This window comes from Flavobacterium sp. PL12, assembly GCF_039123485.1.
In the GTDB taxonomy this organism is placed as follows: Bacteria; Bacteroidota; Bacteroidia; order Flavobacteriales; family Flavobacteriaceae; genus Flavobacterium; species Flavobacterium weaverense.
On the sequence record NZ_JBANDI010000008.1, the window covers coordinates 82,251 to 97,519 of the forward strand.

Annotated in this window: 12 protein-coding genes; 7 read left to right on the forward strand and 5 right to left on the reverse strand. The window is 32.9% G+C overall.

Features of this window, described 5'->3' with window-relative positions:
- Window positions 1-276: 276 nt before the first annotated feature.
- Window positions 277-558, forward strand: a complete 282-nt coding sequence (locus tag RCH19_RS05675) for a TM2 domain-containing protein (protein ID WP_343022397.1) — start codon at window positions 277-279, stop codon at window positions 556-558.
- Between the two features lie 63 nt (window positions 559-621).
- Here the strand turns inward: RCH19_RS05675 and RCH19_RS05680 are convergent, their stop codons facing one another.
- A complete protein-coding gene (locus RCH19_RS05680; protein ID WP_343022398.1) occupies window positions 622-2,424 on the reverse strand; it encodes a lysophospholipid acyltransferase family protein in 1,803 nt (600 codons plus the stop codon).
- A 114-nt stretch (window positions 2,425-2,538) separates the two neighbouring features.
- Here RCH19_RS05680 and RCH19_RS05685 point away from each other — a divergent pair, with 114 nt between their 5' ends.
- The 3 genes from RCH19_RS05685 to RCH19_RS05695 all read left to right on the forward strand — a co-directional run bounded on the left by RCH19_RS05685 (window position 2,539) and on the right by RCH19_RS05695 (window position 5,592).
- Window positions 2,539-3,300 carry an exodeoxyribonuclease III gene (locus tag RCH19_RS05685; RefSeq protein WP_343022399.1) on the forward strand — a complete coding sequence of 254 codons (762 nt, stop codon included), beginning with the start codon at window positions 2,539-2,541 and terminating at the stop codon, window positions 3,298-3,300.
- Window positions 3,301-3,457: 157 nt separating this feature from the next.
- Window positions 3,458-4,399 (forward strand): OmpA family protein, encoded by a 942-nt coding sequence (locus RCH19_RS05690; protein WP_343022400.1) that lies wholly within the window; start codon window positions 3,458-3,460, stop codon window positions 4,397-4,399.
- A 155-nt stretch (window positions 4,400-4,554) separates the two neighbouring features.
- Window positions 4,555-5,592 (forward strand): aldo/keto reductase, encoded by a 1,038-nt coding sequence (locus RCH19_RS05695; RefSeq protein WP_343022401.1) that lies wholly within the window; start codon window positions 4,555-4,557, stop codon window positions 5,590-5,592.
- Between the two features lie 59 nt (window positions 5,593-5,651).
- Here the strand turns inward: RCH19_RS05695 and RCH19_RS05700 are convergent, their stop codons facing one another.
- The 4 genes from RCH19_RS05700 to panC form a co-directional block, all read right to left on the reverse strand.
- Entirely contained in the window at window positions 5,652-7,613 is a 1,962-nt protein-coding gene (locus tag RCH19_RS05700; protein WP_343022402.1) for a biosynthetic peptidoglycan transglycosylase, read from the reverse strand.
- Window positions 7,614-7,765: 152 nt separating this feature from the next.
- Window positions 7,766-9,127, reverse strand: a complete 1,362-nt coding sequence (radA, locus tag RCH19_RS05705; protein WP_343022403.1) for a DNA repair protein RadA — start codon at window positions 9,125-9,127, stop codon at window positions 7,766-7,768.
- 158 nt (window positions 9,128-9,285) lie between these two features.
- Complete coding sequence (gene panD, locus RCH19_RS05710; RefSeq protein WP_343022404.1) at window positions 9,286-9,636, reverse strand: aspartate 1-decarboxylase; 351 nt, start codon at window positions 9,634-9,636, stop codon at window positions 9,286-9,288.
- A 14-nt stretch (window positions 9,637-9,650) separates the two neighbouring features.
- Window positions 9,651-10,499: a pantoate--beta-alanine ligase gene (panC, locus tag RCH19_RS05715; RefSeq protein ID WP_343022405.1), complete on the reverse strand. Its 849-nt coding sequence runs from the start codon at window positions 10,497-10,499 to the stop codon at window positions 9,651-9,653.
- Window positions 10,500-10,607: 108 nt separating this feature from the next.
- Between panC and RCH19_RS05720 the strand changes: the two genes are divergently transcribed.
- From RCH19_RS05720 to glmS, 3 genes are read left to right on the forward strand one after another with little or no spacing between them, the layout of a single operon-like run.
- A complete protein-coding gene (locus tag RCH19_RS05720; RefSeq protein ID WP_343022406.1) occupies window positions 10,608-11,414 on the forward strand; it encodes a glycogen/starch synthase in 807 nt (268 codons plus the stop codon).
- Between the two features lie 20 nt (window positions 11,415-11,434).
- Window positions 11,435-13,099, forward strand: coding sequence for a DUF4270 domain-containing protein (locus RCH19_RS05725; protein WP_343022407.1), 1,665 nt, complete (start codon window positions 11,435-11,437; stop codon window positions 13,097-13,099).
- Window positions 13,100-13,108: 9 nt separating this feature from the next.
- Entirely contained in the window at window positions 13,109-14,956 is a 1,848-nt protein-coding gene (gene glmS, locus RCH19_RS05730) for a glutamine--fructose-6-phosphate transaminase (isomerizing) (protein WP_121924603.1), read from the forward strand.
- The last annotated feature ends 313 nt before the right edge of the window (window positions 14,957-15,269 follow it).

Genomic DNA, 15,269 nt, shown 5'->3' on the forward strand with positions numbered 1-15,269 from the left:
TGTTCAACGCAATGGTCGCCTTTTGTAGAGGAAACCGATTATTTTGCTCCAAGTGAAAAACAATTTATGCAAAACTTCAGAGTAGTAAATTTGCATGATTTATTGAACAAATTGTCTGAAGAAGGTGTAACAATTGTAGGTGATGTGCAGACTTATGAGTATGGTAAATTCGGATGGATTCTAGATTTAGAAGGAAATAAAATCGAACTCTGGGAACCAATAGAGTAATATTTAAAAAGTGTAACTATTAACTAAACTAAAATGTAATTTTAAAAAATGGAAAATTCAAGACACGAGCAATGGAATAATCCTAAGCCAATTAGACAAGACAACAAAAAGTTGCCAGCTGGAATTTTAGCAATACTTCTAGGAGCATTTGGTATTCATAAATTTCTTTTAGGCTACACCAAAGAAGGAATAATATGGCTGGTAATAAGTATTTGTACTTGTGGAACTGTGACCAGTTTACTCGGACTTATTGAAGGAATTATATATCTAACAAAATCTGATGAAGAGTTTTATCAAACCTATCAGGTAGAGAAAAAAGCATGGTTCTAAGAAATAAAAAATCCCGTTAACTTCTTAAATTAACGGGATTTTCTTTTCTATATAATTCGAAGATTAATCTTCTTTTTCATGTAGTTTTCTTTCAAGCTCTTTTTGGAACTCTTCCATCACTGGTTTCATAGTGCTTTCTGGAATATCTGCAATTCTGATATACATTAATCCATCGACCGCATTGTTGAATAATGGATCAACATTAAAAGCAACCACTTTTGCATTTTGCTTAATGTATTTTTTAATAAGGACTGGTAAACGCAAACTTCCCGGTTCTAATTCATCAATAATCTTATCAAATTTATTTAAATCAGATTCAGCTTCATCAAAAATGAAATCTTTGTCTGCATCCTTTAATTTCACTTTATATTCTTTCTTTGGATGAATATATTGCGCAATATAGGGATCATAATAATTGGACTTCATGAATTCAATCATCAATGATTTTGAGAAATCAGAAAACTGATTGCTAATACTAACTCCTCCTAACAAGAACTTATGTTCAGGATAACGAAGCGTGGTGTGCATAATCCCTTTCCAAAGCAAGAAAAGTGGCATTGGTTTTTGTTGGTATTCTTTGATGATAAATGCACGACCCATTTCAATGGATTTATGCATCATATCATATAATTCTGGCTCAAAACGAAAAAGATCGTTGAGGTAAAAACCATTTATTCCGTATTTTGGATAAATTTTTGATCCTAAACCCATTCGATAAGCACCTGCAATTTTATTGGTTTCATTATCCCATAAAAATAAGTGGTGATAGTATTGATCATGCTTATCTAAATCTATAGACTCATTAGTTCCTTCACCTACTTCTCGAAAAGTGATTTCTCTTAATCGGCCTATCTCATGAAGAATATTGGGAATTTTTTCAGCTTCAGTGAAAAACACCTCATAGTTTTTACTTTGTAAAAGACGACAATCAGTATTTCTAGCGGCATCAACTTCAGCAATCATTTTTTCTCTATTGGCACCACCCACAATTTTCTTTGGGCTTTTAGGGCTTTTTAAAGTTGGTGTTGGTAAAAAGTGAGTTTCCTTTTCGAAAGGATTAGCCAACATGTAGGTTTTCTTTCTTAAAAATTCAGAGTATTCCTCTATTGTTTTGTACTCATTTTGTTCGTTAACTGAGATTGGTTTCCCAACGCGTACTTTTATTACTCTATTCTTTTGACTAAAAACTTCAGAAGGTAGTTTTGCAGTTCTAAACGTGCTACTAATTTTTGAAAGCAGATAAAACAAGCGACTGTTTTTTGCATGGAAATAAATAGGAACAACAGGTACCTGTGCTTTTCTAATTACTTTTATTGCTCCTTCTTCCCACGGTTTGTCAACCATTAATTTTCCATCCTTATACGTTGAAACTTCGCCGGCAGGAAACATTCCCAGGGGTTTTCCATCGCTTAAATGGCGTAAAGTTTCTTTAATTCCTACAACGCTAGATTTTGCATCCTTATGATTTTCAAAAGGATTTACGGGCATTATGTATTTTTTGAGAGGTTCAATTCGGTGTAATAAAAAGTTAGCAATGATTTTGAAATTTGGTTCTCTTTCAAGCATCAATTTCAACAATAAAACTCCGTCAATACCACCAAGAGGATGATTTGATATTGTTATGTAAGCCCCTTCTTTTGGTAAACGTTTTAAGTCTTCTTCTGGTATTTCAAATTTTATCTGTAAATCATCTAATATTCCATTCAAGAAATCTACATCTTGTAAATGTCTATTTCTATCGTAAACTTTATTTAATGTAGAAATTTTAAGCAACTTCATTAGCATCCAACCGGAAAAAGTGCCAAGAACTCCATACTTATCTACATTAATTGCTTTTGCAACTTCTTTGGCGGTTACTAAACCCATTTATTTTTTGTTTTTAGAGCAAGAAACAAAGATAGCAAAAAACTCCATTTTCTCTATTTTTCTAAGTCAAACTTCTTCTTTTTTATTACTTTTGAAACTCTAAAAAAAACTTCAATGAAAATTATTTCATACAACGTCAACGGAATCAGAGCAGCGATTTCTAAAGGATTTATAGATTGGTTGAAGCAAGCAAACCCAGATGTAATTTGTCTTCAAGAAATTAAAGCTATGGAAGATCAAATTCCTGTAGATGCAATCACAGAAGCGGGTTATCCTTATCAATACTATTACTCAGCAACTAAAAAAGGATATAGTGGCGTAGCAATTCTCTCGAAGTCTAAGCCTAATAATGTCGTTCATGGAACTGGAATTCAGCATATGGATTTTGAAGGTAGGAATCTTCGTGCCGACTTCGATGATGTTTCTGTCATGAGTTTGTACTTACCATCAGGAACAAATATTGATAGACTCGACCACAAATTTATGTTTATGGATGACTTTCAAAATTATATCAATGACCTTAAGCAAGAAATTCCAAATCTTGTTATTTGCGGTGACTATAATATTTGTCACGAAGCTATCGATATTCATGATCCTGTAAGAAATAAAAATGTCTCTGGATTTTTACCGCAAGAACGTGCTTGGCTTGACGGGTTTATGAAGTCTGGATTTGTAGATAGTTTTCGTCATTTCAACAGTGAGCCACATCAATATTCTTGGTGGAGTTACCGTGCTGGAGCTAGAGGAAACAATAAGGGTTGGCGCATCGATTACAACTTAGTAAGTGATTCTTTAAAACATAAATTAAAAAGAGCCGTTATTTTATCTGACGCAGTACATTCTGATCATTGCCCCATTTTAGTGGAAATTGAATAATTTTTTTAGGAACTATATCCTGCTTTTAATGTTTCGCGACGCTGCAATCTTACTGCTTTTTCAAAAAAGTAAGAAGGATTTTCAATACTTTCAATGTTAGGGTTTTTGGTTATAATGATTACATTTGGTAAAAGACAACGCATAAAAATATAAAAAAATGATAAAAAAACTTTCGATAGGATTACTGGCAGTGGCACTTTCGACCTCATGTGTATCAAAAAAAATATACAATGATCTCGAAACTAAATTTGCCGATCTGAAAAAAGAAAATAGAAGTATATCTGATGAAAATGCTGATTTACTAAAGGCTAAAAACCAACTAGAATTGTATCGTGATGGATTGACTTCTGATTTAAGTAAATCAAAAGCGGAGCTTAATAAGTTGAAAGTAGATTATGCTGCAGCACAAGATAAATTTAAGGTTTTACAAGATTCATACGATGCTTTAGAAAAAAATAGCAGTGATGCTTTGCAAAGTAACATGAAGAAAAATCGTGATTTGCTGGGACAACTTGACGAAAAAGCAAAAGCTTTAGCTCAGGAACAAGAGCGATTAAATAAAAATGCACAGCGTTTGCAAGAACTTGAGAATTTAATTGCTACTAAAGAAGCAAGCATGAGAAAATTAAAAGAAACGCTTTCTAAAGCTTTAAATAGTTTTGAAGGTAAAGGCTTAACTGTAGAACAAAAGAATGGAAAAGTATATGTTTCAATGGAAAACAAATTACTATTTAATTCTGGAAGTTATGCTTTAGGTTCTGAAGGGAAGAAAGCAGTTACGGAAGTTGGTAAAGTTTTGGGTGACAACCCTGAAATTTCAGTTCTTATCGAAGGACATACGGATAACGATGCTTTTTCTGCTGCTGGTCCAATCGCCGATAATTGGGATTTATCAACTAAAAGAGCCACTGCAATTGTTGCTATTTTAACTGAAAACAAAAAAATAAATAAACAAAATCTAACTGCTGCAGGTAGAAGTGAATATTCACCTTTAGTGAGTAATGCAACTGCTGAGGGAAAAGCAAAAAATCGTAGAATCGAGATTATTCTAACGCCTAGATTAGATGAAATTGCAGATATGCTGAATGATTTAAACTAAAATTTAGTTTATAAACTATTATTTTTAAGGCTCAAAGCATTTTCTTTGAGCCTTTTTTATGTTTATATACATAAACGTTTCATAAAAATAGTTTAATTGCAAACCGAAAAGTTTTAATAAATATACTTTTGTAACTTAATTAAGAATCTTCAAAAATGAAATACACTACTTTACCGAATACTGATATAAAAGTGAGTAAAATATGCTTAGGCACAATGACTTTTGGACAACAAAATTCAGAAGCTGATGGTCATTCGCAAATGGATTATGCATTTGAAAATGGTGTTAATTTTTTTGATACTGCTGAGATGTATTCCGTTCCTGCGAGTAAAGAAACTTACGGTAATACTGAAAAAATCATTGGTACTTGGTTAAAAAAATCAGGGAAAAGAGAGGAAATAGTACTAGCGTCTAAAATTGCGGGACCAAATCCTAATTTTACTTATATGCGTGATACTATAGATTTCTCTGCTGAAAGTTTAAATTATGCATTGGATAATAGCCTGAAAAGACTTCAAACAGATTATTTAGATGTTTATCAATTGCATTGGCCGGAACGTAAAAATAATTGCTTTGGTCAGCGTGGTTTTAAAGTACAAGATGATTCATGGGAAGACAATATACACCAAGTTTTAGAGACTTTAGATGGATTTGTTAAAGAAGGTAAAATTAAGCATATTGGTCTCTCAAATGAAAATCCATGGGGAATTATGCGTTTTCTAGAAGAAAGTAAATATAAAAATCTTGCCAGAATTAAAACGGTTCAAAATCCCTATTCGTTATTGAATAGGTTGTTTGAAGTAGGAACTTCAGAAATTTGCATGAGAGAAAAGGTAGGTTTGCTAGCGTATTCCCCATTAGCTTTTGGTGTTTTATCTGGAAAATTCTTGACAGGAGAAAGTCATCCCAACGCTAGAATTAAACTTTTCCCTCAATATACAAGATATAATAGCGAGCAGTGTACCCAAGCGACAATGTTGTATAATGAAATTGCAAAGAAAAACGGATTAACCTTAACAGAATTGTCTCTGGCTTTCGTTGAACAGCAGCCTTTTGTGACTAGTACAATCATTGGTGCCACAACATTGAAACAATTAAAAGAAAATATTGATACTATCAAAGTGTCACTTTCTGAGGATATTCTAGCAGAAATAAATAAAGTTCAAGCCATTATTCCAGATCCTGCTCCGTAATTTTGATTTATAACACTAAAAAAAGCCTGATAGAAATTTTATTTTATCAGGCTTTATTTTTACAATTCAAACTCAGCGATTGAAGGTATGGAATCAATTTCTGTTGAATCTTTGGCTTTTAACCTAAGATACGATTTTGCTGGACCAGAAATATGTAATGTTTGCTGCTTGTAAATGGTATCGTCAACAGTCAACAATCCTCTTCTAGTCATAATATTAGTTAGAAAATTTTCTTGCTGTAATGAAAAATCTCTCAAGATCCCTTGATCATTAAATTGATACATAAACTTTTTTGGACTTGGGATAATTCTAGCAAGATAAAGACATTCTTTTAAGTCTAATTCTGAAGGTCTTTTTTGGAAGTAAAACTGGCTCGCTTCACCTATTCCATAAATATTTGGTCCCCATTCAATAATATTAAAATATACTTCTAACATTCTCTCTTTGCTGGCTATTCGATTGTTTTCTAGAATGTAAACTAATAGAATTTCCTCTAGTTTTCGAGACAATGTTTTTTCTCTAGTTAGAAATACATTTTTTACTAATTGCATACTTATGGTGCTGGCACCGCGCGAAAACTTTTTCGTTTTTATATTCTTTACAATTGATTGTTTAAATGCCTCGTTTATAAAACCACGATGAGAAAAGAATGATGGATCTTCAGTAGTTAATACGCTCTTTCTCAAATAGGGTGAAATCTGCTCGAGCGGTGTAAAATTTGGATTGGTATTTCCAACTAATACCGGACGTTGTAAAACGTCTTTTATAATGGCACGATATATAAATTCACCATTTAGTTTGTTAAGATTCGCTTTCCCATATTTTGTGATTTTTAAGTTTTCTTTCTTGAGATTACTATCAAAAACCAAGTCATTAGGTTTATTTACATTGTATTTAAAATCTAATTTATATTCGAACGTTCCTGCGGCTTCCATTCCTTGAAAGTTTGTGAAAAGACCGTCTGGCAGAGAAGAAATAAAATCTTGTGCTGCCATTTTTGGTAACGCTACCTTGAGTCTGTAAACAGTATCTTTTTCATTGTCATAGGACAAATAAGGATGGAGTTTGATTTTATTGAGCTGGACCGTGGAGCTACTATCAATAGAAATAAAGTTTGATCCTAACAAGAAGCGATAATCAAATCGCGCATTTTTTATAACGACATCTTTTCTTGCAATTTTAGGATGATTTATTTTTAAGTTGGCAATTGAAGCAAATCCATCAAGATGCAGTTCTCCACCACTTTTATCAATATTTTCAATGTTCAAACGGATGGAATCAAAGCTCGAGATAAGATTATAACGCTCATCAAAATAGGGAACTTTAATCGCGCCAGTATCAAGATTAAAAAAACGAACATCTGCTTTCTTATTTCTTGGATCAGCAAAGCCTTTTATTTTCCAGCGCTGCGCAAAAGTATTGGTCTGTACATCTATTGAAGTTTCGAGCACTTTGTTTAATAGTACTAATTTTTTAATGTCTATAGTTGCTTTTTTGCCATTATCATCTAATTTAAAAGTCAGATTTTCAACGTCCATATCTGTAGGTACCAGATTTAGCACCTTTGTAATAATACGATAGGCAAAAGCAGCGTAGTCTTTTTTATCACTACTTTTTGATTCGTTTTTATCCTTTTTTAGAAAAGCGGCAAAGTTTTTTATTTTACCTTTTTGTATTAGTTGTACTTTTCCGTTTTTAATTTCTAATGTGCCTAATTGAACTTCACCAAGCGCTAATTGCCAAATATTAACGCTCGTTCTCATTTTCTGGATAGTTATCAGCGTATCTAAATTTCGCGGAGTAAGTGTTATCTCGTTTAGACTTATACCTGAAAAGCCCTCAAAAGAAGCTTCTTTAATCGTTAAATCACTATCGTATTCTAACTCTATTTTTACTGTTGCTTTTGCAATTGCTTGTTTTAAAAGTACATCTCTAAAAAAATAAAAAGCTACTGCAATCACAGCTACTAATATCAAAAGTATCTTTAGGATTAAAAATATTTTATGTTTTGTAGATTTCATTAATTATGAAACGTTTTTGTAACAGGTTTATTCTTTAAAATTTAGATAAAAGATCATCTAATTTAAATGAGGTCAGTTTGCTAAAAAGGTAAATTTAAAGTGCAACAATATCAAATGGTAGACTTTAAATAAATAATAAATAAACAATTTTTTTATCCAAATAATTCAGCGGCTACATCTTCAATTTTCGCAACTAAACGAACCGTTATTCCAGTACTCTTTGTTGCAATCTTATTGTATTTAGAAACATAAATGGTAGAAAATCCTAGTTTTTCTGCTTCCTGAATTCGCTGGTCTACGCGGTTTACAGGTCGTATCTCGCCCGAAAGTCCCACTTCACCTGCAAAACAGAAATCTTTGTTCACTGCTATATCTTCATTTGAGGATAATATGGCAGCAACAACAGCTAAGTCTATAGCAGGATCATCGACTGAAATTCCTCCTGTTACGTTCAGGAATACATCTTTGGCGCCAAGCCTAAAACCAGCTCTTTTTTCAAGAACTGCTAATATCATGTTTAATCTTTTAGCATTGTAACCGGTAGTACTTCGTTGCGGTGTTCCGTAAACTGCCGTGCTCACTAAGGCTTGGATTTCGATCATCAACGGTCTCATTCCTTCCAGAGTTGATGCGATTGCAGTTCCTGATAATTCTTCGTCTTTGTGCGAAATTAATATTTCTGATGGATTAGAAACTTCGCGTAATCCACTTCCAAGCATTTCGTAAATTCCAATTTCGGCAGTAGAACCAAAGCGGTTTTTTAAAGAACGTAATATTCTATAAACATGATTTCTATCGCCTTCAAACTGAAGAACAGTATCCACCATGTGCTCTAATATTTTTGGACCTGCAATATTCCCATCTTTTGTGATATGTCCAATAAGAATCACTGGAATATTAGTTTCCTTTGCAAATTTTATAAGTTCTGCAGTGGTTTCTCTAATTTGAGATATACTTCCTGCAGTGGATTCGATGTAATCCGTATGTAAGGTTTGTATCGAATCGATGATTACAATTTCAGGTTGAATTGCTTCTATTTGTTTAAAGATATTCTGCGTTTTAGTTTCCGTCAGAATATAACAGTTCTCGCTGCTAGGAGTAATTCTTTCAGCACGCATTTTTATCTGCTTTTGGCTTTCTTCGCCTGAAACATATAAAGTTTTGTACGGAAGCTTTAATGAAACTTGGAGTAGTAGGGTGCTTTTTCCAATTCCAGGTTCTCCGCCTAAAAGTATTAACGATCCAGGAACAATTCCGCCACCTAAAACTCGATTTAATTCGGCATCAGTAGTGTCCATTCGTATTTCTTGAGCAGAATCTATTTCGTCAATTCGTAAAGGCTTTGGAGCTATGCTGCTTGAACTCGGTTCACTTTTCCAAGCTGCTTTTTCTTGCTTCTGAATAATCTCTTCGGCGATGGTATTCCATTCCTTGCAAGAGTTACATTGTCCTTGCCATTTGGCATATTGTGCGCCACAATTTTGGCAAAAAAAAGTTGTTTTTACTTTTGACATTGATGTTGGAATAATATTGAATTCAAATTTACAGTAAAGTACGCTTGTAAAAAAACATTGTTTCTTAAATTCTACAGCTTCTTAAAAACAGTAAAAACTTCTTAAAAAGTAAAAGCCACTCTGTTGAGGAGTGGCTTTCAATGATAAGAAATTTTATTTTATGTTAGTGAATTGTCATTTTCATTTGGAAAAATAATCCATGGTTTAAAAGTTTTTGCTTCTTCAAATTCTAGTGTTGCATAGGAGATGATTATGATAATGTCATCTTTTTGAACTTTTCGTGCTGCAGGACCATTTAACGTGATCGTTCCTGAGTTTTTCTCGCCTTTAATAGCATACGTTTCAAAACGTTCTCCATTATTGATGTTTACAATAGACACTTTTTCTCCTTCAATAATGTTTGAAGCTTCTAATAATGACTCGTCAATAGTAATACTTCCGATATAATTTAAATCGGCTCCAGTTACTTTAACGCGGTGTATTTTTGATTTTAAAACTTGAATTTGCATGGCACAAAAGTAAATTAATTTAATGAAATAGTATCAATCAGACGAATATTGTTAATTAATACCGCAATAAAAGCACGATATTTTTTATTCTTGTCTTTTCTAGAACAGGACAGTAAAGTTGCTTCATCAGCTATAGTGAAATATTCTAAAGCAAAATTAGGATTTTTTTCTAAATTTTTCTGAACCCATTCTGAAATCTTCGCTGTACTCTCTTTTGGGAATTTTTCTTTTACAGTGCTTAATATTTGGAATATAATTGCTGCTTCATTTCTTTCATTTACTGATAATCTTTCGTTTCTCGAACTCATAGCAAGATGATTGGATTCTCTATGAATAGGACATCCAATGATGTTTACTTTCAATCCATTTTTAGAAACCATTTTCTTTACAATTTGTAATTGTTGGAAATCTTTTTCTCCAAAATAAGCGTTTGTTGGCTCTACAATTTCAAAAAGTCGCTTAACAATCGTACCAACACCATCAAAATGTCCAGGTCTAAACTTGCCTTCCATTTGGTTTTCTAAGCCATCAAAATTAAAGCTTTGTGATTCTACGTTTCCTTCATAAATATCATCTACAGAAGGCGCGTATAAAACAATTTTCGGGTCTAAATTGTCCAGTTTTTTAACATCTGCTTCGAGCGTTCTAGGATATTTAGCTAAATCCTCAGCATTATTAAATTGCGTAGGATTTACAAATATACTGACCACAGTAGTGTCATTTTCTGATAAGGATTTTTGCATTAAAGCCAAATGACCCTGATGCAAAGCACCCATAGTGGGAACAAATCCAATTGTTGATTGGGCTGTTTTTATGGATTTAAGATGTTCCATTAAAGATGCTTTTCCGTAGAAAATAGGCATGGCAGTATTATTAAAATTAACTGCAAACTTACTATTTTTGTTAATAACTGCATAAATTTTTGTAATTTTGCATGGTTTTTATTGCCAATAAATTAAGTAAATTACAATATGAAAGATAAGAGGATATTATACGTATCATCTGAAGTGGTGCCTTATCTCGCTGAAAACGAGGTTTCTTTAATGTCTTACGACGTTCCTAAAATGATCAATGACCAAGGCGGACAGATTCGAATTTTTATGCCTAGGTATGGAAATATTAACGAGAGAAGACATCAATTACATGAAGTAATTAGACTTTCAGGTATGAATTTGGTTGTAAATGACCTTGATATGCCATTGATTATCAAAGTTGCTTCTATCCCAAAAGAGAGGATTCAAGTTTATTTCATTGACAATGATGAATATTTTAAAAGGAAAGCTACATTCACTGATGAAGAGGGTGTAATGTTTCCTGATAACGATGAACGCGCTATATTCTTTGCAAAAGGTGTCGTTGAAACCGTTAAAAAACTGAACTGGGTTCCTGATATTATTCATGTTCACGGATGGATGGCTGCTATGTTACCTATTTACATGAAGCATTTTTATAAAAATGAAGCTTTATTCTCTGAAACAAAAATCGTTACATCTGTTTATGCTCCTTCATTTGAAGGGACTTTGAATAAGGGAATGATTAATAAAGTTAAGTTTGATGGAGTTCCTGTAGATGCTATCGCAGATTTAGAAACACCTAACTATGAAAATATCATAAAAGCAACCATCAATCATTCTGATGCTGTGATTATTGCGTCAGAAAACCTCCCTTCAAGTTTAACAAAATTTATAGAATCTTCAGGAAAACCTTTTTTACCTTTCGCCCCGAAAGATGTATTCGCGGAAGCGTATACCAATTTCTACAGAAACGAAGTTCTTTAAATTAAACTTTTTTAATAAATATGTACAATAATTCTTTTTTTAAGAAAATTCTTCTAGTTGCTACTGTTGTAATTTTTTCTTCTTGTGATAAAGATTACAATGAGATCGGTGGAAATTTAATTGGAGGAAATAACTTTGATCTCAATAAAGCATCTTATAGTGTTCTTGGTTACAACCAAAAAACAGGACCTATTCAGTCCAACAATCTTGAAGTTAATGCGCTAGGTATTTATAGTAGTACTAATTTTGGTGAAACCACTGCAAATTTCAATACTCAGTTAAGTTTACCAACATTTGTTAGTGCTGTAGGTGCTAGACCTTTTGTGGAAAGTGTTACTTTGACAATCCCTTATTTTACGGATGATACAAAAACTAAGACAAATGCAGATGGCAGTCACACTTACGTTTTAGATTCAATTTATGGTCCAGAGATGGCAAAAATGAAACTAAGTGTATATGAATCTGGTTATTTCATGAGAGATGCTGATCCTCTTGAATCATTCAAACAACAACAGAAATATTTCACAGATCAAGATACAGAGTTTAATAGTCTAAAAGTTGGTTCGCCTTTAAACGATAGTTCGGATAAGTCACAAAATGATGAGTTTTTCTTTAGCCCATCAGAGCATGTTGTAGTAACAGCTGATTCGATAACATCTGTAAAAAGCACAAAATATACTCCGCCAGGAATGCAGTTGAATTTGAATAAAGGTTATTTTAAAACTAGAATTCTTGATGCAGCAAATTCTGGTAAACTAGCGTCTAACGATGTTTTCAAAAATTATTTTAGAGGACTTTATTTCAAAATGGAAAAGTCAGCTGGTGCTGCTGGAAATTTAGCAATGCTTAATTTTAAAGCTGGTAAAATAACTATTGTATACAAAGAGGATGTTGCATCAGCAACTGGAACTGCTCCTACAAGAGAGAAAAAAACATTAGTATTAGACATGGCTGGAAATTCTGTAAACTTATTGAAAAATGATTACAGCGCTACCGGTATGACATATAACGCTTTGCCTAGCACTGGAAACAGTGCAGATGGAGATGATAAATTATTCTTAAAAGGTGGTCAGGGTTCTGTAGCAATCTTGCAATTATTTGATAAGACAGATGTAAAAGGATACGATGCTAATGGTGTTGTAACTGCAGGTCCAAATGGTGTTTCAGATGAACTAGATGATTTAAGAAACCCTGCCGGTGGTAAAAAACTATTAGTTAACGAAGCTAATTTAGTTTTCCATATTGATGCTGCTGCAATGTCAAGTAGTTATGAGCCGCAAAGAATTTATCTTTATGACTATACAAATAGTCGTTTAGTTGTGGATTACACATTAGATCCTACTTCAAGCAGCACTAGCCCAAAGAATTCAAAAGCCTTGTTTGATGGTATGATTAAAAAAGATGCTACCACAAAAAGAGGAGCTACTTATAAAATTAGAATAACAAACCAAATTAGAAATCTTATCAACAATAAAGATTCTACTAATGTAAAATTAGGTCTGGTAGTTACTGAAGATATTGAGAAAATCAATTCATACAAAGTTAAAACTCCAAATGCTTTTATAACCCAAGCGCCAAAAGCTTCAGTGATGAATCCTTTAGGAACTATTTTATACAGCGGAAAATCTACCGTACCAGCGGATAAGAGATTAAAACTAGAGATTTATTTTACAAAACCAAATTAAACCAAATTTATGTGCGGAATCGTTGGATACATTGGATATAGGGAAGCATATCCTATAGTAATAAAAGGATTAAAAAGATTAGAATATAGAGGTTATGATAGTGCAGGAGTAATGCTGTACGATGGCCAAAATATGAAAGTTGCTAAAGCTAAAGGTAAAGTTACAGATCTTGAAGAAAGAGCTGAAAAAGAAATTACGCTTAATGGAACTATAGGAATTGGACATACTCGTTGGGCAACACATGGTGTTCCAAACGATGTGAATTCGCATCCACACATTTCAAATTCAGGTGATTTAGCAATTATCCATAATGGAATTATTGAGAACTATGCTCCTTTAAAAGCAGAGTTGAAAAGTAGAGGTTATGTTTTTCATTCCGATACTGATACTGAAGTTTTAGTAAATCTTATTGAAGAAGTTCAAAAGAAAGATAACCTAAAGTTAGGTAAAGCAGTGCAAGTAGCGTTAAACCAAGTTGTAGGTGCTTATGCAATTGCCGTTTTTGATAAAAAAAATCCAAACGAAATTGTAGCAGCACGTTTAGGTAGTCCGCTTGCAATTGGTATTGGTGAAGGAGAGTTTTTTATTGCTTCTGATGCATCACCATTTATAGAATATACATCTAATGCTGTATATCTAGAAGACGGTGAAATGGCAAATATTAGATTACATAAAGAAATGAAAGTTCGTAAAATTCAAGACGATACTTTGGTTAACCCTACAATTCAAGAACTTCAAATGAATTTGGAGCAAATTGAAAAAGGAGGATACGATCACTTTATGTTGAAAGAGATTTATGAGCAACCTAGCGTTATAAAAGATACGTACCGCGGACGACTTCATGCTAATGAAGGTTTGATCCAAATGGCAGGTATTGAAGATAACTTAGAAAAGTTTTTAAACGCGGAACGTATTATTATTGTTGCGTGTGGAACTTCATGGCATGCTGGTTTAGTAGCTGAATATATATTTGAAGAATTTGCAAGAATTCCTGTTGAAGTTGAATACGCTTCTGAATTTAGATATAGAAATCCAATTATAAATAGAAAAGACGTTGTGATCGCTATTTCTCAATCAGGGGAAACAGCTGATACGATGGCCGCAATAAAACTAGCGAAAGAAAACGGAGCTTTCGTTTTTGGAGTTTGTAATGTAGTAGGTTCTTCTATTTCTAGAGAAACACATGCAGGTGCTTATACACATGCAGGACCAGAAATTGGTGTTGCTTCGACAAAGGCATTTACAACTCAAATTACAGTTTTGACTATGATTGCTTTACGTTTGGCTAAAGCCAAAGGAACGTTGTCAAATTCTGTGTTTCATTCTTATCTACAAGAATTAGAGATTATTCCTGAGAAAGTGAAAGAAGCTTTGGAAACAAATGAAAGAGCTAAAGAAATTGCTGCAGTTTTTAAAGATGCACCAAATTGTCTTTATTTAGGTAGAGGATATAATTTTCCAGTAGCTTTAGAAGGTGCTTTAAAATTAAAAGAAATTTCATATATTCATGCTGAAGGATATCCTGCTGCAGAAATGAAGCACGGTCCTATTGCATTGATTGACGAACATATGCCAGTTATCGTTATTGCACCTAAGCAAGGACATTACGATAAAATCGTAAGTAATATTCAAGAAATAAAATCTAGAAGCGGAAAGATTATTGCAGTTGTTACTAAAGGAGATACACAAGTACGTGAATTAGCGGATTACATTATTGAAATCCCTGAAACATCAGATGCTTTATCACCATTAATTACTACAATTCCTTTACAGCTTTTATCCTATCATATTGCTGTAATGCGCGGATGTAATGTGGATCAACCACGTAATCTAGCAAAATCAGTTACTGTAGAATAAGTTCAGTTTTAGATTATCATAAAAAAGCCTCGCGAAATTTCTCGAGGCTTTTTTTATGGCCTGTTATGAATTATGATATGAAAACAAACTTTACCATTCGAAAAGAGAAATGTATGTTAATTATTCAAATAAGTGCACTTTTATCAAATATCTAGTTATTAATTAGTTTTTTGATATATGTTCATAAATCGTATGCATGCATAGTTATTTTTTGATATTTTGACATATTTAAGAATATAAAATTATAATTTTGAATTGTAGGATATGCACAAATGAGGCAAAATAACTGCTGAATATGAAATATTTAAAGCTG